The organism is Amaricoccus macauensis, from assembly GCF_014201905.1.
GTDB lineage: Bacteria > Pseudomonadota > Alphaproteobacteria > Rhodobacterales > Rhodobacteraceae > Amaricoccus > Amaricoccus macauensis.
The window spans coordinates 62,675-80,577 of the sequence record NZ_JACHFM010000002.1 but is presented as its reverse complement, the minus strand read 5'-3'; the positions used below and the strand labels follow the sequence as shown (position 1 = coordinate 80,577).

General features: G+C 69.5%; 15 protein-coding genes. 2 read left to right on the top strand and 13 right to left on the bottom strand.

Annotated features, from left to right (window positions below; genetic code table 11):
- Positions 1-62 precede the first annotated feature (62 nt).
- The 8 genes from HNP73_RS07960 to HNP73_RS07925 form a co-directional block, all read right to left on the bottom strand.
- On the bottom strand, positions 63-1,313 hold the full coding sequence (locus tag HNP73_RS07960) for an ABC transporter substrate-binding protein (protein ID WP_184148153.1): 1,251 nt from the start codon (positions 1,311-1,313) through the stop codon (positions 63-65).
- A gap of 106 nt (positions 1,314-1,419) precedes the next feature.
- On the bottom strand, positions 1,420-2,949 hold the full coding sequence (locus HNP73_RS07955; protein WP_184148152.1) for an aldehyde dehydrogenase family protein: 1,530 nt from the start codon (positions 2,947-2,949) through the stop codon (positions 1,420-1,422).
- A 2-nt stretch (positions 2,950-2,951) separates the two neighbouring features.
- Positions 2,952-3,719 (bottom strand): enoyl-CoA hydratase/isomerase family protein, encoded by a 768-nt coding sequence (locus HNP73_RS07950; protein WP_184148151.1) that lies wholly within the window; start codon positions 3,717-3,719, stop codon positions 2,952-2,954.
- Between the two features lie 94 nt (positions 3,720-3,813).
- Complete coding sequence (locus HNP73_RS07945; protein WP_184148150.1) at positions 3,814-5,442, bottom strand: acyl CoA:acetate/3-ketoacid CoA transferase; 1,629 nt, start codon at positions 5,440-5,442, stop codon at positions 3,814-3,816.
- 1 nt (position 5,443) lies between these two features.
- Complete coding sequence (locus HNP73_RS07940) at positions 5,444-6,442, bottom strand: Gfo/Idh/MocA family protein (RefSeq protein WP_281379209.1); 999 nt, start codon at positions 6,440-6,442, stop codon at positions 5,444-5,446.
- 103 nt (positions 6,443-6,545) lie between these two features.
- Positions 6,546-7,256 carry a sulfite exporter TauE/SafE family protein gene (locus tag HNP73_RS07935; protein WP_343063233.1) on the bottom strand — a complete coding sequence of 237 codons (711 nt, stop codon included), beginning with the start codon at positions 7,254-7,256 and terminating at the stop codon, positions 6,546-6,548.
- Entirely contained in the window at positions 7,253-7,411 is a 159-nt protein-coding gene (locus HNP73_RS07930; RefSeq protein WP_184148149.1) for a hypothetical protein, read from the bottom strand. The genes HNP73_RS07935 and HNP73_RS07930 overlap by 4 nt, the downstream gene beginning before the upstream one ends.
- A gap of 306 nt (positions 7,412-7,717) precedes the next feature.
- On the bottom strand, positions 7,718-10,396 hold the full coding sequence (locus tag HNP73_RS07925; RefSeq protein WP_184148148.1) for a bifunctional acetate--CoA ligase family protein/GNAT family N-acetyltransferase: 2,679 nt from the start codon (positions 10,394-10,396) through the stop codon (positions 7,718-7,720).
- Between the two features lie 166 nt (positions 10,397-10,562).
- Between HNP73_RS07925 and HNP73_RS07920 the strand changes: the two genes are divergently transcribed.
- A complete protein-coding gene (locus HNP73_RS07920) occupies positions 10,563-12,050 on the top strand; it encodes an NAD(P)H-hydrate dehydratase (RefSeq protein ID WP_221288404.1) in 1,488 nt (495 codons plus the stop codon).
- A 29-nt stretch (positions 12,051-12,079) separates the two neighbouring features.
- Positions 12,080-12,592 (top strand): gluconokinase, encoded by a 513-nt coding sequence (locus HNP73_RS07915; protein ID WP_184148147.1) that lies wholly within the window; start codon positions 12,080-12,082, stop codon positions 12,590-12,592.
- Positions 12,593-12,608: 16 nt separating this feature from the next.
- On the opposite strand, the gene HNP73_RS07910 is transcribed toward HNP73_RS07915, so the two are convergent.
- The 5 genes from HNP73_RS07910 to HNP73_RS07890 all read right to left on the bottom strand — a co-directional run bounded on the left by HNP73_RS07910 (position 12,609) and on the right by HNP73_RS07890 (position 17,900).
- Positions 12,609-14,816: a hybrid sensor histidine kinase/response regulator gene (locus HNP73_RS07910; protein ID WP_343063232.1), complete on the bottom strand. Its 2,208-nt coding sequence runs from the start codon at positions 14,814-14,816 to the stop codon at positions 12,609-12,611.
- Between the two features lie 147 nt (positions 14,817-14,963).
- Complete coding sequence (locus HNP73_RS07905; RefSeq protein ID WP_184148146.1) at positions 14,964-16,169, bottom strand: RsmB/NOP family class I SAM-dependent RNA methyltransferase; 1,206 nt, start codon at positions 16,167-16,169, stop codon at positions 14,964-14,966.
- Between the two features lie 200 nt (positions 16,170-16,369).
- On the bottom strand, positions 16,370-16,885 hold the full coding sequence (locus HNP73_RS07900) for a CarD family transcriptional regulator (protein WP_184148145.1): 516 nt from the start codon (positions 16,883-16,885) through the stop codon (positions 16,370-16,372).
- A gap of 303 nt (positions 16,886-17,188) precedes the next feature.
- Entirely contained in the window at positions 17,189-17,527 is a 339-nt protein-coding gene (gene fdxA / locus HNP73_RS07895; protein WP_184148144.1) for a ferredoxin FdxA, read from the bottom strand.
- Between the two features lie 61 nt (positions 17,528-17,588).
- The gene (locus HNP73_RS07890; RefSeq protein WP_184148143.1) at positions 17,589-17,900 is read right to left on the bottom strand and encodes a S4 domain-containing protein; all 312 of its coding nucleotides are present in this window, start codon (positions 17,898-17,900) and stop codon (positions 17,589-17,591) included.
- Positions 17,901-17,903 lie beyond the last annotated feature (3 nt).

Below are 17,903 nucleotides of genomic sequence, written 5' to 3'. Positions count from 1 at the left end.
GAGGAGAAGGGCGGCACCCTTGCCGCCCCCCGGGGCCAGTCACTGATCGGTCACCGCCCGGATCACCGCGCGAGATCGACCGCGCTCACGAGCTCCTGCACGGCGGTCGCGGCGTCGTACTCGCCGTTGAACTGCGCGGTGACGACGTCGTACATGGCGTTCTTGATCGACGCCGGGTTGGCATGACCGTGCGCCATCGACCCGATGAGATTGTCCGACGACGCCGCCGCCTTCAGCTCCTCGTAGGCCTTCTGACCACAGGCGTCATAGTCGGCGACCGAGACATCGGTCCGCGCCGGCACCGAGCCCTTGACCTTGTTGAACGCCTGCTGGAACTCCGGCGACATGATCGCGGTCGCCAGCGCCGCCTGCTCCGGCTTCACCGCGTCGCCCTGCTTGAAGATGGCGAACTGGTCGGTGTTGAAGGTCACTTCCTTCTCCGTGCCCGGGAAGCGGAAGCAGAGGAAATCCTGCTCCGGCACCTTGCCGGCGTTCAGGAACTCGCCCTTCGCCCAGTCGCCCATGAACTGGAACGCCGCCTCGCCGTTGATCACCATCGCGCTCGCGAGATTCCAGTCCCGGCCGGAGAAGTTGTCGTCCACGAAGCCGCGGATGACCGTCATGCGATCGAACGCCTGCTTCATCGTGTCCGATCCGAGCGCCTCGGGATCGAGATCAATGAACGCCTTGCGGTAGAAGTCCGGGCCGCCGGTCGACATGGCGACCGCGTCGAAGATCGTCGCGTCCTGCCAGGGCTGGCCGCCGTGGGCGACGGCGACCTTGCCCGCGTCCTTCACCTTCTGCATTGCCGCGACCAGCTCGTCCCAGGTGGTCGGCGCCGCGATCCCGAGCTCATCGAGCATCTTCTTGTTGGCCCAGACCCAGTTGGTCGAGTGGATGTTCACCGGCGCGGCGACCCAGTGGCCGTCATACTTCGAGAACTTCTGCAGCGCCGCCGGCACCACCGCGTCCCAGCCCCCCGGGCCGGCCACGTCGTCGAGGTTCGCCAGCGTGCCTTCCTTGGCCCAGTCGGTGATGTCGAAGCCGAGAAGCTGCACCGCCGAGGGCGGGTTGCCGGCAGTGACGCGCGCGCGCAGCACCGTCATCGCCTGCGTGCCGCCGCCGCCCGCGACCGGCATGTCCTGCCAGCCGATACCCTGCTTTTCCAGATCCTGCTTCAGGACGTTGAGCGCTCCGGCCTCACCGCCGCTGGTCCACCAGTGCAGTACCTCGACGTCGGCGGCCGCGGCAACGCCGCTGGTCGCCGCGATCAACGCGAGAGCAGCCGTCGTCTGTACGAAGACCTTACGCATTCTCTTGTTCCTCCGCTTTTTGTCAGTCGTGTACCGCAGGCCGGAACGGCTCAGCGGCCAGTCACCCCCCGGCCGATCACCACCGGGCCGGTCACCACCGGGCCAGTCACCCCCTGCCAGTCACCCAGGGCGCCCGCGTGCGGCCGATCCGCATCTGGACGGTCTTCACTTCGAGGAATTCCTCCAGCCCGTAGCGGCCAAGCTCACGCCCCTGGCCGCTCTCCTTCATCCCGCCGAACGGCAGCTCGGCGAAGCCGTCCATCCAGGTGTTCGTCCAGACCGTGCCCGCCCGCACCCGGCGGGTGAACTCGAGGCAGGTGTGGACGTTCTCGCTCCAGACACCGGCCGACAGGCCATAGGCGGCGCCATTCGCCAGCTCGACGGCCTCGTCCATCGTGCGAAATCTCAGGACTGAGAGAACCGGCCCGAAAACCTCCTCGCGGGCGATCGCCATGTCGGGCGTCACGTCCGCGACGACGGTCGGCTGGTAGAACTGCCCGCCGAGCCCGGGCACATCGAGCGGCGCGCCCCCAAGGCGCACGGTGGCACCAGCGGCCACGGCGCCCTTTACGTAGCCGTCGATCTTCTGCTGATGCGCGGGCGAGACGATGGCGCCGACCTGCGTCGCCTCGTCGAGCGGATCGCCGAAGGCGACCTTGCGCGACAACGCCACCACCCGCTCGGTCACGGTCTCGGCGATGTCCTCGTGGACGATGATCCGCGAGCCCGAATTGCAGCACTCGCCGGCGTTGAAATAGACGCCGAAGGCAATCGCATCGATCGCGGAATCGAGATCCGCGTCGGGAAACAGCACCTGCGGGTTCTTGCCGCCGAGTTCGAGCGAGACCTTCTTCAGGGTCGGCGCGGCGGCGGCAACGATCGCCTTGCCGACCGCCGTGGAGCCGGTGAACGTCACCATGTCGACGCGCGGGTCGGTCGTCATCATCGCGCCAACCGGCTCGCCGTGGCCGAGGACGATGTTGACGACACCGGCCGGCAGCCCCGCCTCCATCAGCAGCTCGCCGAGGATCGCCGTCGTCGAGGGCGTCATTTCCGAGGGCTTCACCACCGCGGTGCAGCCGGCGGCGAGCGCGAACGGCAGCTTCTGGCTGACGATCAGGAACGGGAAATTCCACGGACAGATGATGGCGGCGACGCCGATCGGCTCCTTCAGGACGAGCCCAAGCATGTCGGGCCCGAGGCTGTTGTGGCTCTCCCCCGAGAGCGTGCGCGCGAGCGCCGCCGCATAGCGCCAGATGTCGGCCGCGCCCTCGATCTCGGCGCGTGCCTGCGCGATCGGCTTACCGGCCTCCAGCGTCTCGATGCAGGCGATCCGCTCCCGGTCGCGGTCAATGAGATCGGCGACCTTCAGGAGCAGCGTCGCGCGTGCCTTGCCGGACAGCTCCGACCAGCGGCCGTCATCGAAGGCGTCGCGCGCCGCTGCGATCGCGGCATCGGTCTCGGCCGCGCCGCCCTTCGCCGCGCGCGTCACCACGACGCCATGCGCCGGCGAGGTCCGCTCGAAGGTGGCGCCGTCGGCACTGTCGCGCCAGCCGCCGTCGATCAGGTGCCGCACGCGCGCGGGCTCGGTGGGCAGTGCCGCGTCCGTCGCGGCCACGAGTGTAAGGTCCAGCATTGTCATTTCCCCGGAAACACGGGCTTGCGCTTCTCGGCGAAGGCGACGACGCCCTCGGTCCGATCCGCGCTCGCGGCGATCATTCCCGAGCCAAGCGCCTCGATCAGCGCCGCCCGGTCTTCCCCCACTCCCGCCTGAATCATGTACTTCGCCACCTCGACCGCCCGCGGTGACAGCGTGGCGGCCTTCCCGGCGATGGCGCGGGCAGCGCCGAGCGCATCGTCGGCCACCTCGGCGCAGAAACCGAGGGCGACCGCCCGCTCCGCCCCGATCCGCCGGCCGAAGAGCGCCATTTCCTTCACGACGGCCTCGGGCAGCAGCCGCGCGGTGCGCTGCGTTCCCGACCAGCCAGGCACGATGCCGATCCCCGCCTCGGGCAGCGCCAGCGAGGCACGGGGCGCGATCACCCGGATGTCGCAGGCCGAGGCCAGCTCCAGCCCGCCGCCAAAGGCGTGGCCGTTCAGCGCCGCCACGGTCGGCTTGCCGAGCCGCGCCAGCCGGTCGAAGATCCGATGCCCCTCGCGCACCCAGTGGCGGGCGAAGTCGAACGGCTCCATCGGCCCCCAGGCGCCGATGTCGGCACCGGTGCAGAACGCCTTCTCCCCGGTGCCGGTGACGACTACCGCCCGCACCTCGGGGGCGCGCTCCAGCGTCGCGCAATGGGCGTCGAGCGCCTCCAGCATCGGCACCGTCAGCGAATTGAGCTTCGCCGGATTGTCGAGCCGAAGCTCGGCAACGGCGCCGTCGATCGTCAGATGCAGCGCGCTCATCGCCTTACCTTCGCTTCAATCGGGTAGACGGATGCGGTATTATTGAGATAATTCAAAGCCATGACCCAGCCGCGCGACATGCGCACCCGCCCGCTCACGATGCGGCGTCCGCCACCCCGCGGGCCCGAACCACCGGCGCCGCCTTCGGCTCGAGCTTCAGCCCCATCGGCCCGCGGCCCAGCAGGCTGAGTGGCAGGGTCTTCAGGTCCGGCGCGAGCGACACCCGCCCGAGCGAGGCCGCGACAATGTCCCGCTCGGGATCGATCCCCGGCATCACCTCGGTCGCGACCAGCCCGGCCTCGGTCAGCCGGATCACGCAGCGCTCCGTGACGTAGAGCACTTCCTGCCCCAGTTCCCGCGCCCGCCGCCCGGAGAAGGTCACGTGCTCGACCTTCTCCACCATCTTCGGGAACCGCCCCGGCTTCGCGATGCGGATGCCGGCTTCGGAAAGCTCGAACTCCGCTCCCGCCTCGAACTGCCCGGCAAAGACGATCTTCCGGGCGTTCGCGGTGATGTCGACGAACCCGCCACAGCCGGCGGTCAGATACGGCTTCTTGCCGAGCTTCGAGACGTTGACGTTGCCCTCCAGGTCGATCTCGAGGAACGACAGGAACGTCACATCGAAGCCGCCGCCCTGAAAGTAGGTGAACTGCTGCGGGCTCGGCATGAACGCGTCCGCGTTCGAGGCGCAGCCGAAGGCAAAGCCCATGAGCGGCATGCCCCCCACCGCGCCCTGCTCGATCGCCCAGGTCACCGCCTGCGGATAGCCCTCCTCAAGCAGGATCCGCGGCACCATCGAGCAGATCCCGAACCCGAGGTTCGCCGTCATGCCGTCCTTCAGCTCCATCGCCGAGCGCCGGGCGACGACCTTCTCCACCCCATGCTCCGCCCGCGAGAAGCTCGCCCACGGCCGCATGATCTCGCCCGAGATCGCCGGATCATAGAGCGTCTCGGTGGTCTGAAGCTGGTCGGGATCGACGACCACCAGATCGACCAGATGCCCCGGCACCCGCACGTCATGCGGCCGCAGCGACCCCGCCGCCGTCACCCGCTTCACCTGCGCGATGACGAGCCCGCCGTGGTTGCGCACGCAGATCGCCTGATCGAGCCCCCCGAGATACGCGCCCTCGTGCTCGTAGGTGAGGTTCCCGTGCTCGTCCGCCGTCGTGGCCCGCAGGATCGCGACGTCCGGGATGATGTTCGGAAAATGCAGCCAGGTCTCGCCGCCGAACTCGACCCGGGCAACGATCGGCCGCGCCGCAGCCCTCGCGTTCATCGCGCACCCCTCGCGGATCGGATCGGCAAAGGTGTCGAGCCCGACCTGCGTCAGCACCCCCGGCCGCCGCGCCGCCGCGTCGCGATGCATGTCAAAGAGGATGCCCGACGGCACGTTGTAGGCCGCCACCCGGTCCTCGGTCAGCATCCGCCAGATCTCGGGCATCGGCAGCGACGACGGCCCGCTCGGATAGGAGCCGCCGATGATCGTCGAGAGCAGCCCGTCCTTCGCGATGTGATCGACACCCTTGATGCCGTACATGTCGCCCGCTGCGATCGGATGGATCGTCGTCAGGTTCCTCGGATGCCCCTCGGCATCGAACCGCGCGCCGATCGCCGCCAGCACCTTGTCCGGGCAGCCGAGCCCCGAGGAGGACGACACGGTGACCACCGCCCCGTCCGGGATCCGCGTCACCGCCGCTTCGACCGATACGATCTTTGACGCCATCTCAGAAGCCCTCGTAGTTCACGCGAACCGTCTGCCCGGTTCGCGCCGCCTCGCGGACGGCCACCGCCACCGCCAGCGACTTCACCCCGTCCACCCCATCCGCCGACGGCCGCCCCTCTCCGGCGACCGCTGCAGCGAAGACTCCGAGCGAACGGGCGTAGAGATCATGCGTCCCGAACGGCACCGCCGAGCGCCCGTCGACCGTCACCAGTTCGACCTCGCCCACCGGCTTCTGGGTCATGACGCCGCGCCCGAAGATCGAGCCTTCCGTCCCGTGAACCTCGATCCCCGATCCCGCGAACCGATGCGTGAAGCTCTCGTGGGCCTGGACCATCGCGCCCGAGGGCATCGACCAGACCGACATCACGCTGTCCTCAACCCCCAGCCCCATGCCCGACGTGCCGGCCTTCGCCACCACATCGACCGGATCCTCACCGAGGCAGAACCGCACGGTGTCGGCATCATGGACGGTAATGTCCGGGATCACCCCGCCGCCGGCGGCAGCATCATTGATCCGCCAGCCCTGCAGGTGCGGCGGCAGGTGCACCGCATGGAACACCCGCACGCTCAGAACCCGACCGATCCGGCCCGAGGCGATCAGTTCCCGGATGGCAAGGTGGGTTCCCGCGTTGCGGAGGTGATGATTGGTGGCGAAAACGACCCCCGCCGCCTCGGCCGCCCGGACCATCTCCGCGGCTTCGGCCGGCGTCATGGCGAGCGGCTTCTCGCAGAGCACATGCTTGCCCGCCGCGATCGCCGCCAGCGCCTGAGGGTGATGCTTCTCGTTGGTGGTGGAAATGTAGACCGCATCAAGGCCCTGAGTGCCGAGAAGCTCGTCAAGCGACGTGGTGCTCCGGGCGATCCCGTGGCGCGCCGCATAGTTGGCGCCGCGGACGGCATCGCTGCTCAGGACGCTGATGATCTCGTGGCCGTTGGCCCGGATCGCACCGATCACGTGTTCCGACGCAATCGTGCTCGCCCCGATGAGGCCCCAGTTCATCAGCTACCCTCGCGAATTTGTTTCGTTCCAATTCCTGTCATCCGCATATTGGAACGTGACAAACGAGTCAATCGGGAATCTGTGGCGGCATGACGTCCGGTGCCTATCCCTTGAGGAGAAGCACCGCTCCGCTGACGATGGAGAAGATCAGGACGGCCATGCGCAGCGCCGGACCGTTGATGCGGGAATGGACCAGCCGCGACAGGACGGTCCCGACGATCGCGGCCGGCACGAGATAGGCGGCGGCCACGACCTGCTCGCTGCGCACCGCACCGGAAATCGTGAGGATCACCAGCGAGATCACCTCGCCGACGAGAAAGCAGAGCGCCACGGTCGAGCGCAGAACCGGTCCCCGCGCGTGCTGATAGAGCAGCGCGAGCGGCGGGCCACCGATGCCGGTCGCGGTCTCGGTCACGCCGGTGAAGAGGCCGACGCCGAGTGCCGGCACCCTGCCGGGGCTGAAGGGGGGCGCCAGAATGGCGATTACGGCGGCAAGGATCGTCAGAAGGCCGACCGCCACCTCAAGCTGGCGCAGCGACAGCGCCAGCAGCACCCAGATGCCGAGGAACGTACCGAAGAACCGCCCCACGGTGATCCATCCGGCGCCCTTGAGGTCTGCCTCGTGCCGCTCGCGGAAGAACACGAGGAAGTTCAGCGGCAGCATCAGGATCAGGAGCGCCACCGGCAGGTACGACGGGTCGACGAGAGCGAAGACCGGCGCGGCGATCAACGCGAACCCGATGCCGACCGAGCCCTGGATGAAGGCCGCAACGCCGACCATCAGGAAGAGCGGGATGAAGACCAGAAAGCTCACCGTGCCGGCCCGGGCAAGCTCGTCGCGGCGGGATCCGCAGCCCCGGCCACCGCGAGCGCGCGAGCCCTCTGCCTGTCGCGCTCAGGGAGCAGCCTTTGCCCGGGCTCGACGACGACACCGCCCTCGACATCGGGCAAACCGCGGAGATCCGTCATCTGGTGTCCTCCTTCCAGAGCCCCGGCCCGGACCCGCGTCACCTGGCCAGACCTCGCGGGACGATGGACCCTGCCCATCGCGAGGCGATTTCCAAGCGCCATCTGCGATCAAGGCGGAAACCGGCCGCAGACGCCCCGGGCAAGAGGATCGGCGCAACCGCACCGTCGCCGCAAGGTCTGCCGCAGGACGAAACAATCCCTCTTCCCGCGATGCGTCCCGAGAGCGGCGAGATGCGGCGGCCCGGGTCCGCGCGGGAGACCTGCGGGAAACCAGTCCCCGTCTTCGGGGCGCCGGGCTTCCGGGCGTCAGAGAAACAGCGTCGACATCACCACGCCCGGATCGTCGAGGATCGGAGCGATGGTGAAGCCGAGATGCCCCACGAGGCCCTGCATGGCGCGATTCTCGGCCAGCACCATGCCTTCGAGCCGGTCCATTCCGTCGGCACGCGCATACTCGATCAGGATGCGCATGAGCGCCGCCCCGATCCCGCGTCCCTGCAGGTCCGAGCGGACGAGGAGCGAGTATTCGCCCGAGAGATGGTCGGGAGCCGCAACCACCCGGCTGACCCCCGCGAGTTCGCCCTCGGGCGTCAGCGCGACGAAGGCCATCTCCCGATCATAGTCGAGCTGGGTCCAGCGCAGGGCGAACTCCTCGGGGAAATGCACCCGCACCGCGAGGAAGCGCAGACGCATGTCCTCGCGGCTCACCCGATCGAGAAACGCGGGATAGAGCAACGCATCCGCAGGGCGGATCGGGCGGAGTTCGTAGGCGCCTTCGGGGCGCTCGATGGTGCGGCGCCACTCGGTCGGATAGGGCCGGATCGCGAGATGCGGGTTCGGCGGCTTCACCGCCAGCTCGGATGGGTCGAACTCCACGCTCATGTCGAGCGCGATGATGCCACGCGGGTCGGCGACGAGCGGATTGACATCGACGCTGCGCAGGCAGGGAAAGTCCTCGATGAGATGCGAGAGCGCGATGAGAGCCCCATTCAGCGAGGCCAGATCTGCCGCCGGGCGTCCGCGATAACCGGCAAGCTGCGCGCTCACGCGCGTGCGGCCGACCAGCTCGGCCGCCAGACCCGAATCGAGCGGCGGCAACGCGATCGCGGTGTCGCGAACGATTTCGACCGCGAGACCGCCCGCGCCGAACAGGATCACCGGGCCGAAGATCGGATCGGTCGCCACCCCGAGGATCAGCTCGATCGCCTCCGCGCGCACCACCATGGGCTGCAGCTCGTATGCGTCGATCCGTGCCCCCGGAGCATCGCGCGCCACGCGCGCGGCGATGCCGGCCGCCGCTGCCCCGGCCTCCTCGCCGGTCGCCACGTCGAGGACCACTCCGCCCACGTCGGACCGGTGCGGCAGGTCGGACGACAGCACCTTGACCGCAAGCCGCCCGCCATCCGCGAGCATCTCCGCCGCGATCCTCCCGACCTCCTCCACTTTGCTCGCGATGCGCGAGCGTGCGACCGGAATGCCGTAGGCGGCAAGCACCTCGCCTGCCTCCGCTGACGTCAGCCGGTGCCTGCCCTGCGCCGCGACTTCGGCAAAGACTGCCGCCACCTGCTCGCGCGCGTCCGGCGCGGCGGCGAGCACCTCTTCCGAGCGCCGGTCCGGCACGTGCAGCAGTGCCGCCTGCGCCCGGCTCCAGTCGGTCAGGTGCGCCGCGGCCGCCGCGGCCGCCGCCGGCGCGTCGTGGGTGGCAATGCCGCCCTCTCTCAGCACCGCGCGCGCCTCGTGGGCCGTGGCTCCCCCCATCCAGCACGCAAGCACCGGCTTGCCGGCGATCCGTCCGCGGTCGGCGCGCCCGGCCAGAGCCTGAGCGACGGCGCATGGCAGGCCGCGCTCGGTCGGGCAGCACATGACGAGCAGCACGTCCACATGCCGGTCGGCGGCAAGAATATCGAGTGCTGCGAGATAGCGCTCCGGCTCGGCGTCGTCGGCGAGATCGACGGGGTTGCGCGGGCTACAGGTGCGCGGCAGCGCCGCCGCGAGCTTTTCCAGCGTCGCGGGCTCGAGTTGCGCCAGCGGGGTTCCGGTCTCCGCCAGACGGTCGAGAGCCAGCACGCCGGCGCCACCGCTGTTCGTGACGATCGCCACGCGACTGCTCTGCATCGGCCGGAAGCGCGACACCGTCTCGGCCGCGGCGAAGAGTTCCGACAGGCCGCGCACCCTCAGGATGCCGGCCCGGCGCAGCGCCACGTCGATCACCGCATCAGTGCCGGAAAGCCGCCCGGTGTGGGTCTCGGCAGCCTCTGCCGCCTGAGGCGAGCCGCCGGCCTTGAGCGCGATCACCGGCTTCAGCCGCGCGGCGGCGCGCGCCGCCGAGAGGAACCGCCGCGGGTCGGGAATGCTCTCCATGTAGACGAGAATCGCCCGGGTGTGCGGGTCGCCCGCCAGCAGGTCGAGGCAGTCGCTGAGCCCGACATCGACGCGGCCGCCAAGGCTCATCACCGCGCTGAAACCGATGGCGTGGCTCGCGGCCCAGTCGAGGAGTGCACTCGCGATGCTGCCGGATTCCGACAGGAGGGCAATCCCGCCCTCTGTGGTGGCGATCGGCGAGAGGCTCGCATCGAGCCGCGCATAGGGCGCGATGAGCCCGAAGGAGCCCGGCCCGATGATCCGCAGCATGTGGGGTTGCGCCGCGTCGAGCATCGCCTGCCGCAGCACCGGATCCACGCCTTCCTCAGCCGAAACCACCAGGGCCATGCGCCAGCCGGCAGCGCCGAGTTCGGCAATCCGCGCCGGCATCTCGCCGACCGGCCCGGCGAGCACGGCGAGGCCCGGAGGGACGTCAAGCTCGGCTATCGAGCCGACCGCCCGCGTGCCATCCACCTCGGCGACCCCGGTCTCAACGGCGATCATTGGCCCGGCGAAGCCCCCTGCCCTGAGGTTTCGCAGGACGGCCAGGCCGCGCGGGTGCGATGCGTCGATCACCGCGACCGACGGCGGGTGGAGGAGATTGTCGAGGTTTCGGATCGTCATGCATGTCCCCCTTGCCCGGTCATCATAGGGCACTGTGCGAATTTGCCCACCCGGCGCCCCGCCGTTGCACCGACTTGCGCGCCGGTCGGCGAGCGGCGCAGGATACGCGACACCCGGTGACAGAAATTGCCGCCCGGGCTCGCCGGAACGCACCCCGAGAGAAGCCATGCTCGAACTCCTCACCACTGCCCAGATGGCGACAGCCGATCACCTCGCCATCGAGGGCGGCGTGCCCGGAATCAGGCTCATGGAGAAGGCGGGCGCCGCCGTCGCGCGGGCAGTCACCGCTCGGGTGCCCGAGGGGCGAGTCCTCGTCCTCTGCGGGCCGGGCAACAACGGGGGCGACGGTTTCGTCGCCGCGCGCCGCCTCCGGGCCGCCGGTCGGGAGGTGATCGTGCACCTGCTCGGCGATCCGGCCCGCGTGAGCGGCGACGCACGCATCGCCTTCGACCGCTGGGGTGGCCCGACGCATCCGGCGGATCTGCCTCTGCCCGAGGCGGCGGGCATCGTCGACGCGCTGTTCGGCGCCGGACTCGACCGGCCGATCGAGGGGCTGGCGGCGAAGATCGTCGCCGCGGTGAACGCCTCCCGCCTGCCCGTCATCGCGGTCGACGTACCGAGCGGGGTTTCCGGCAACACGGGCGAGGTGATGGGCACGGCGATCGAGGCGGTCGCCTCGGTCACCTTCTTTCGCCTCAAGCCCGGGCACCTGCTTTGCCCCGGCCGCGAGCTCTGCGGCGAGGTGACCCTCGCCGACATCGGCATCCCTGCTTCGGTCCTCGACGCGATCGGACCCCGGAGCTGGCGCAACGGCCGCGCCCTCTGGGCCGAGTCGATGCGCGCGCCGGGAGCCGGTTCGCACAAGTACCGTCGTGGCCACGCGGTCGTCGTCTCGGGCGGGCTGGCGCGCACCGGTGCCGCCCGGCTTGCCGCCGGCGCGGCGCTGCGCGCCGGGGCGGGCCTCGTCACGGTCGCGAGCCCGCCCGACGCCCTCGTGGTCAACGCCAGCCACCTGACCGCCGTCATGCTCGGTCGCATGGATGGGCCCGAGAGCCTCGGCGCGATGCTCTCCGACGGCCGCGTCACCGCCGCCGCCCTCGGGCCCGGCCTCGGGCTCAGTGCCGCCGAAGGCACCCTCGTCGACGCCGCGCTCGCGGCACCCGTCGCCCTCGTTCTCGACGCCGACGCGCTCACCCTCTGGCAGGACGCGCCGGATGCGCTCTTCGACGCCATCGCCGCCCGGGAAGCGCCGGTGATCCTGACGCCGCACGAAGGCGAGTTCGCCCGGCTCTTCCCCGATCTCACCACCGGGCCGAAGCCGGAGCGCGCCCGCGCCGCCGCCGCCCGCGCCGCCGCGACGGTGGTGCTGAAAGGCGCCGACACGGTGATCGCCGCACCGGACGGGCGGGTCGCGATCAACGACAACGCCCCGGCCTGGCTCGCGACGGCGGGGTCAGGCGATGTTCTCGCCGGCATTGCCACCGGGTTCCTCGCTCAGGGGATGCCCGGGTTCGAGGCCGCTGCCGCCGCCGTCTGGTTCCACGGCGCGGCTGGTACCGAGGCGGGCCCCGGCCTCACCGCCGAAGACCTCGAACCGGCGCTTCGGACCGTGCTCAGGCGTCTCTGGGCGCCGGCCGGCCTTGTCCTGCCATGAACCCGCCGCCCGCCACGGGAGTCACCGCGATGTCCACACCCACTCCCGCCATCGTCGTCATGGGCGTTTCCGGCTGCGGCAAGTCGGCGGTCGGCGAGGCGCTCGCCGCGGCGCTCGGGCTGCCGTTCCGCGAGGGCGACGCCCTGCACCCGCCCGCCAATGTCGCGAAGATGGCGGCAGGCGTGCCGCTCGATGACGACGACCGCTGGCCGTGGCTCGACAAGGTGGCCGCGGCCCTCTCCGCCGGCGGCATCGTGTCGTGTTCAGCGCTGAAGCGCAGCTATCGCGACCGGCTCCGCACCGGCGCGGGGCGCCCGGTCGCCTTCGTGTTCCTGAGCGGCAGCGAGGCGCTTCTCACTGAACGGATGGGCGCGCGCACCGGCCACTTCATGCCGGTCTCGCTGCTGACGAGCCAGCTTGCGACCCTCGAGGACCCGACCGGCGAGCCCGCCACCGTCACCGTCGACATCGACCAGCCCGTTGCCGACATCGTCGCCGCGGCAATCACGGGGCTCAGGGACGCCGGCGTGGTGCCCCCGTGATGCCCGCCCGCCGGCGTCAGACGTCAAGGTGGTCCTTCACCTTCTCCGTCAGCTCGTTCAGCGTGAAGGGCTTCGGCAGGAAGCCCGCGCCCGGCACGCCGCCGTCGCCGCCGACGAACGAGTCCTCGGCGTAGCCCGACATGAAGATGACCTTGGCATCGGGCCGCGCCTTCAGCGCCTCGCGCACCCACGCGGGGCCATCGAGGCCCGGCATGATCACGTCCGACAGCATGATGTCCACGTGCAGCCCGCCGTCCTTCAGGACCTCGAGCGCCTCCTCGCCGGAGGCGGCCTCCGCCACGGTATAGCCCCGGAGCCGCAGCGCCCGCGCCGCGAACGAGCGCACCGGATCCTCGTCCTCCACCAGCAGCACGAGGCCGCGCCCGGTCAGATCCCGCGGCCGCCTTGCCTCGGCGACGGGCGGCAGCGGCGCCTCACCCTTCTCGTAGGCCGGCAGGTAGATCGTGAAGACCGCGCCCTGCTCCTCGGGGCTGTCGGCGAAGATGAAGCCACCGGTCTGCTTGATGATGCCGTAGGCGGTCGAGAGGCCGAGCCCGGTGCCCTCGCCAACCTGCTTCGTGGTGTAGAACGGCTCGAAGATCTTGTTGAGCTTGCCCTCCGGGATGCCATGGCCGGAGTCGGCGACCTCGATCACCACGTAGTCGCCCTTGAGGATCACCGCGCGGTCGCGCAGCGAGTCGACCTCCACCCGGGCGTTTCGGGTCGTGATCCTGACCTCGCCGCCGCGCGGCATGGCGTCGCGAGCGTTCACCACCAGGTTCATGATCACCTGCTCGATCTGACGCTCGTCGGCTCGGACTGGCCAGAGGTCGCAGCCGTGCTCGATCCGCAGCGTCACCTTGTCGGTCAGCAGGCGATTGAGCAGGTGGGTGAGTTCCCCGAGCGTGTCCAGCAGGTTGATCACCGTCGGGCGCAGGGTCTGCTTCCGCGAGAAGGCGAGAAGCTGGCGGACGAGCGCCGCCGCACGGTTCGCGTTCTGGCGGATCTGCATGAGATCGCCGTGCTCCACGTCGGCCACGTCGTGGCGCATGAGCAGCAGGTCGCAGTGGCCGTTGATCGCCGTCAGCAGGTTGTTGAAGTCATGGGCGACGCCACCGGCGAGCTGGCCAACCGCCTGCATCTTCTGGCTCTGGACGAACTGTTGTTCCAGAGTCTTCAGCTCGGTCGCGTCCGACACGACCGCGAAGATCGACGTCTGGCCTTCGAGCACGGTGCGGGTGAAGGCGATCTGCAGGAACACCTCCTTGCCGTCGACCATCCGGCGGGCGATCTCTGAGCGTCCGAGTGCCCGGCCCTTCATGGTGTCGGCGAGGCGTTCCGGGATTGGCAGGCCGAGCCCTTCGAGCAGCGCGCAGATGTTCGCGCCCGGCTGCGCGTCCGGTCCAAGGAGCTGCCGCGCAGCCTGGTTCGCCATGGTGAGACGCCCGTCAGGCTCAAGCCGGGCAAGAGCGACAGGCAGATCTTCAAGGAAACGCTCGGGCACTAGACCGGCGATCTCGGCAGCGTCGATTGGCACCAGCGCGACCTCGCGGCAGCCTCCACGCTCGGGCAGCGGCACCACGCGTACGGCGCGGGAGCCCTCGGCGACGAAATGCACCCCCTCCGGTCGCTCGGTCGCATCGTCGAACAGGCGGACAAGCTCACCCGCGGAGAGGCCGAGGGCGACGGCGCTGGCGTTGCTCTCCCGGACCGCCCCATCCGGCTCGCGGCTGAGGCGCGGAAGGTCGAGCGTCTCGCCCTGAGGTGGCGGCAGGGTACGTGCGGCGCCTGGGAGGCGTTCGGTGCGCCAGACCAGCCGGTTCCGGGCATAGCGCAGCGCAGTGACGCGGGTCCGCCCGTCGGCGGCCTCCTCGCTGGCCACACCGTTCAGATATGCCTCGCGGGTCAGGCGGTAGATCGTGGCGCGCTCCAGCAAGCCGGGCGCCTCGCGAGCCGCAGGATTGCGGCTGAGGATGACCCCGTCGAGGTTCGTCAGGATCACCGGATCACCGGTGCCGGCGAACCAGTCGATCGGGGCAACACCTTGCCCGCGCCGCAACGCAAGATGGTGCCGCCCGCGCAGGGCCAGCAGATAGCCTCCGAAAACCAGCATGGCCACGGCGAGCGAGGCGACGACCACGGCCGCTCCGCTCACAATCTCGGCTGCGATCGCGACGAGAAGCGCGGTCCCGGCGAGCGCCAGGCCCGCGCCGGTTCGTCCCACCGCAGTCCCGGCGATCGCCGGGGCGGTCGCTCCCGGACCAGATCCGGCTTTCTGATTGTCCTCCAAGGTCGCGATCCTCCCGCCCCCACTCTAGGCGAAGGCGATTATCACAACCACAGGTTTTATAGCCCCTGAATCGACTCGCCTTTACTTCACGGCACCGCGTCGTTTCGGCGCCCTGAATCGGGCAAAGTAGAAGCCATCGCCGCCATCGAGTGGACTGAGGCGACGATCGCCCTCTCCGGTCCAGTCCGGGTGGCGGTCGAGGAAGGCATGGGCCCGTGCCTCGTTCTCGCGGGAAAGCAGCGAGCACGTGGCATAGACCAGCGCGCCACCCGGCCGCACCCTGGTCGCGGCAGCGTCGAGGATCTGGTCCTGCAGCGGCGGGAAGCTCTCAAGTCGCTGCAGATCGAGCCGCCACTTGGCATCGGGCTTGCGGCGCCAGGCGCCGGTGCCCGAGCACGGCGCATCGACGAGGACGAGATCGCACGTCGGGCGCAGCGCTGCACAGTCCGCGTCGGTGAGAATCCGGACGGAGGCACCGGCGCGGCGGGCCCTTTCCGGCAGGTCGGCCATGCGACGCGGGTTCGCATCCCACGCCATCAGGCGGCCCTGCCCCTCCATCGCCGCGGCGAGGGCGAGCGTCTTGCCACCGCCGCCGGCGCAATAGTCGAGCACCGTCATTCCGGGGCGAACGCCGGCCGCCTCGACGACGAGCTGGCTTGAGACGTCCTGAAGCTCCACCATGCCCTGCGTATAGGCCCGACTCGCCGCCACAAGGCGCGGGTTCTCAAGGACGCGCAGCGCGGCGCGGGCCAGCGGTTGCGGCCCGACCTGAACCCCGTCGCGGGCAAGGACCACCGTCGCGGCGGCAAGCGTGGTCTTCAGCGTGTTCACCCGCAGATCGACGGGCGCCCGCTCCTGCATGGCACGAAGCACCGGCTCGAAGTCGTCACCGAGCGAGACGGTCAGGTCGTCGCGGAGCGCGTCGGGGAAGTCCAAGCGCACACCCTCCGGGGCGCCGTCGAGGCCTTGCGCCAGCGCCTCGCGCTCTGCCGGGGTGATCGGGGACGGGTCGAACCCCTCTCCGGTAAAGAGTTCGTCGAGCTCGGCGCCTGCGGCGGCCTGACCGGCGAGGACGATCGCCCGGCCGGTGTCGCCACCCCCGAGCCAGCCCAGCGAGCGGCGGCGGCGGAGACCATCGAAGACCAGATCCCGCACGGCGGCGCGGTCCTTGGACCCGGCGTATCGGCTGGCGCGAGCCCAGCGCGTCAGCTCACGCTCCGCCGGCTCGCCAGCGAGGATCGCGTCGAGGAGGTCGATCGCTGCGGAGAGGCGGGCACCGGGGGTCATCGGGGCTCATGTGCCCGCAAACGCCCGCCGCTTCAAGCCGGGCGCGACCCGCGGCGCCCAGGCGCTGGCCCGGCGACCGCCTCTCGGGGGCGCTCAGACCGCGGCGCTCAGACCGGAATGCCGGCGCACGAGGCACAAAAAGGCCCGCGGCTCCGGGGAGCAGCGGGCCGATTCGCAGTCGCGAATGAAGGAAGCGGACCTCAGGCGGCGACGCGGCCGCCGAGCACCTCGTCCACGTGCTTCTGGGCTTTCACTTCCTCAATGCCGTTCACCGCCGCCACTTCCCGCGTCAGCCGCTCGAGCGCAGCCTCGTAGAGCTGGCGCTCCGAATAGCTCTGCTCGCGCTGGTCATCGTTGCGATGCAGGTCACGCACCACCTCGGCGATCGAGATGAGATCGCCGGAGTTGATCTTCTGCTCGTATTCCTGAGCGCGCCGCGACCACATGGCACGCTTGACCCGGGCACGGCCCTTGAGGGTGTCGAGGGCACGCTCCACGATGTCCGTCGAGCTGAGCGGGCGCATCCCGACGGAGCTCGCCTTCGCGATCGGCACGCGCAGCGTCATCTTGTCCTTCTCGAACGAGATAACGAACATCTCAAGACGCAGACCGGCGATCTCCTGCTCGTCGATGGAGATGATCCGACCGACACCGTGCGCTGGATAGACAACAAAATCGTTCGGACGGAACTCCGTCGCCTTCTTCGTCTTGCTCATGTTGCGCGTCGATTCCTTACTGACTGCGATCGGGTGTCATCCCGCCGCCGCACCGCAACAAGCCACCGGATGGTTGACACCATCCAGCTTCAGACGTGCTCGTCAGGGCAGCGCAGTTCAGGCCAGTTTGCTCGGCCTTGTTTCCCGTACCACTTTTATTGGATGTACCTTGTAGCAGAAAATCCGGTTGGTGTGAAGCCAAACTGAACCCGTCAGTGGCATGTGGCCATGCCCCGCAAACGTTTCAATCCCTGCTACAGGATCGGAAAACCGTTTCACGATAACTTGCGAGCGAATCTGCGCTCAGCCGCCCTCGCCCGGCGCCTCGGAAAAGTACTTCTCGAGCTTACCTGTCTCGCCGTCGCGCTCTTCCGCCTCAGGCAGCGGATCCCGACGGGTCGCGAGCACCGGCCAGGATTCGGAATACTTGCGGTTGAACTCGACCCAGACTTCCATGTTCGGCTCGGTATCGGGCCGGATTGCGTCGGCCGGGCACTCCGGCTCGCAGACACCGCAATCGATGCATTCGTCGGGGTGGATCACCAGCATGTTCTCCCCCTCGTAGAAGCAATCTACGGGACACACCTCGACGCAGTCGGTGTATTTGCAGGCAATGCAGTTGTCCGTCACCACATAGGTCATCGGCCCAGGCCTCGATTCATCCCTTTTTCCTCGGCAAAGCCTGTCACACCCTGCGCGATGGCTATGTATCAGGCTCGGGGCCGGGTTCAAGGGGCGCTGCCAGCGCACCCACTTCAATATAGAGAGTCTGCGCCTCGCTCGCCGGCCCCCGGCGCCCGCCAAGGCCAACGATTCGCACAGCATGCACCCGGCCGGCATAGGCGATCGTGACCCCGTCGCCGACCCGGACATTCGTTGCCGGCTTCTGCACGCGCACCGTATTCACGCGCACCGCACCGCCCTCGACAAGGCGCTGGGCAATGGCGCGCGATTTGCAAAAGCGCGCCTGCCAAAGCCACTTATCGAGGCGAATCGCCTCTGGCGAGTCACCCACCCC

What these genes read in the sequence shown, in the direction of transcription:
- HNP73_RS07925 (WP_184148148.1), bottom strand. Translation starts at nt 10,396, where the DNA reads ATGACGATCCGAAACCTCGACAATCTCCTCCACCCGCCGTCGGTCGCG.
- HNP73_RS07920 (WP_221288404.1), top strand. Translation starts at nt 10,563, where the DNA reads ATGCTCGAACTCCTCACCACTGCCCAGATGGCGACAGCCGATCACCTC.
- HNP73_RS07900 (WP_184148145.1), bottom strand. Translation starts at nt 16,885, where the DNA reads ATGAGCAAGACGAAGAAGGCGACGGAGTTCCGTCCGAACGATTTTGTT.
- fdxA (WP_184148144.1), bottom strand. Translation starts at nt 17,527, where the DNA reads ATGACCTATGTGGTGACGGACAACTGCATTGCCTGCAAATACACCGAC.
- HNP73_RS07960 (WP_184148153.1), bottom strand. Translation starts at nt 1,313, where the DNA reads ATGCGTAAGGTCTTCGTACAGACGACGGCTGCTCTCGCGTTGATCGCG.
- HNP73_RS07940 (WP_281379209.1), bottom strand. Translation starts at nt 6,442, where the DNA reads ATGAACTGGGGCCTCATCGGGGCGAGCACGATTGCGTCGGAACACGTG.
- HNP73_RS07930 (WP_184148149.1), bottom strand. Translation starts at nt 7,411, where the DNA reads ATGACGGATCTCCGCGGTTTGCCCGATGTCGAGGGCGGTGTCGTCGTC.
- HNP73_RS07915 (WP_184148147.1), top strand. Translation starts at nt 12,080, where the DNA reads ATGTCCACACCCACTCCCGCCATCGTCGTCATGGGCGTTTCCGGCTGC.
- HNP73_RS07955 (WP_184148152.1), bottom strand. Translation starts at nt 2,949, where the DNA reads ATGCTGGACCTTACACTCGTGGCCGCGACGGACGCGGCACTGCCCACC.
- HNP73_RS07950 (WP_184148151.1), bottom strand. Translation starts at nt 3,719, where the DNA reads ATGAGCGCGCTGCATCTGACGATCGACGGCGCCGTTGCCGAGCTTCGG.
- HNP73_RS07905 (WP_184148146.1), bottom strand. Translation starts at nt 16,169, where the DNA reads ATGACCCCCGGTGCCCGCCTCTCCGCAGCGATCGACCTCCTCGACGCG.
- HNP73_RS07945 (WP_184148150.1), bottom strand. Translation starts at nt 5,442, where the DNA reads ATGGCGTCAAAGATCGTATCGGTCGAAGCGGCGGTGACGCGGATCCCG.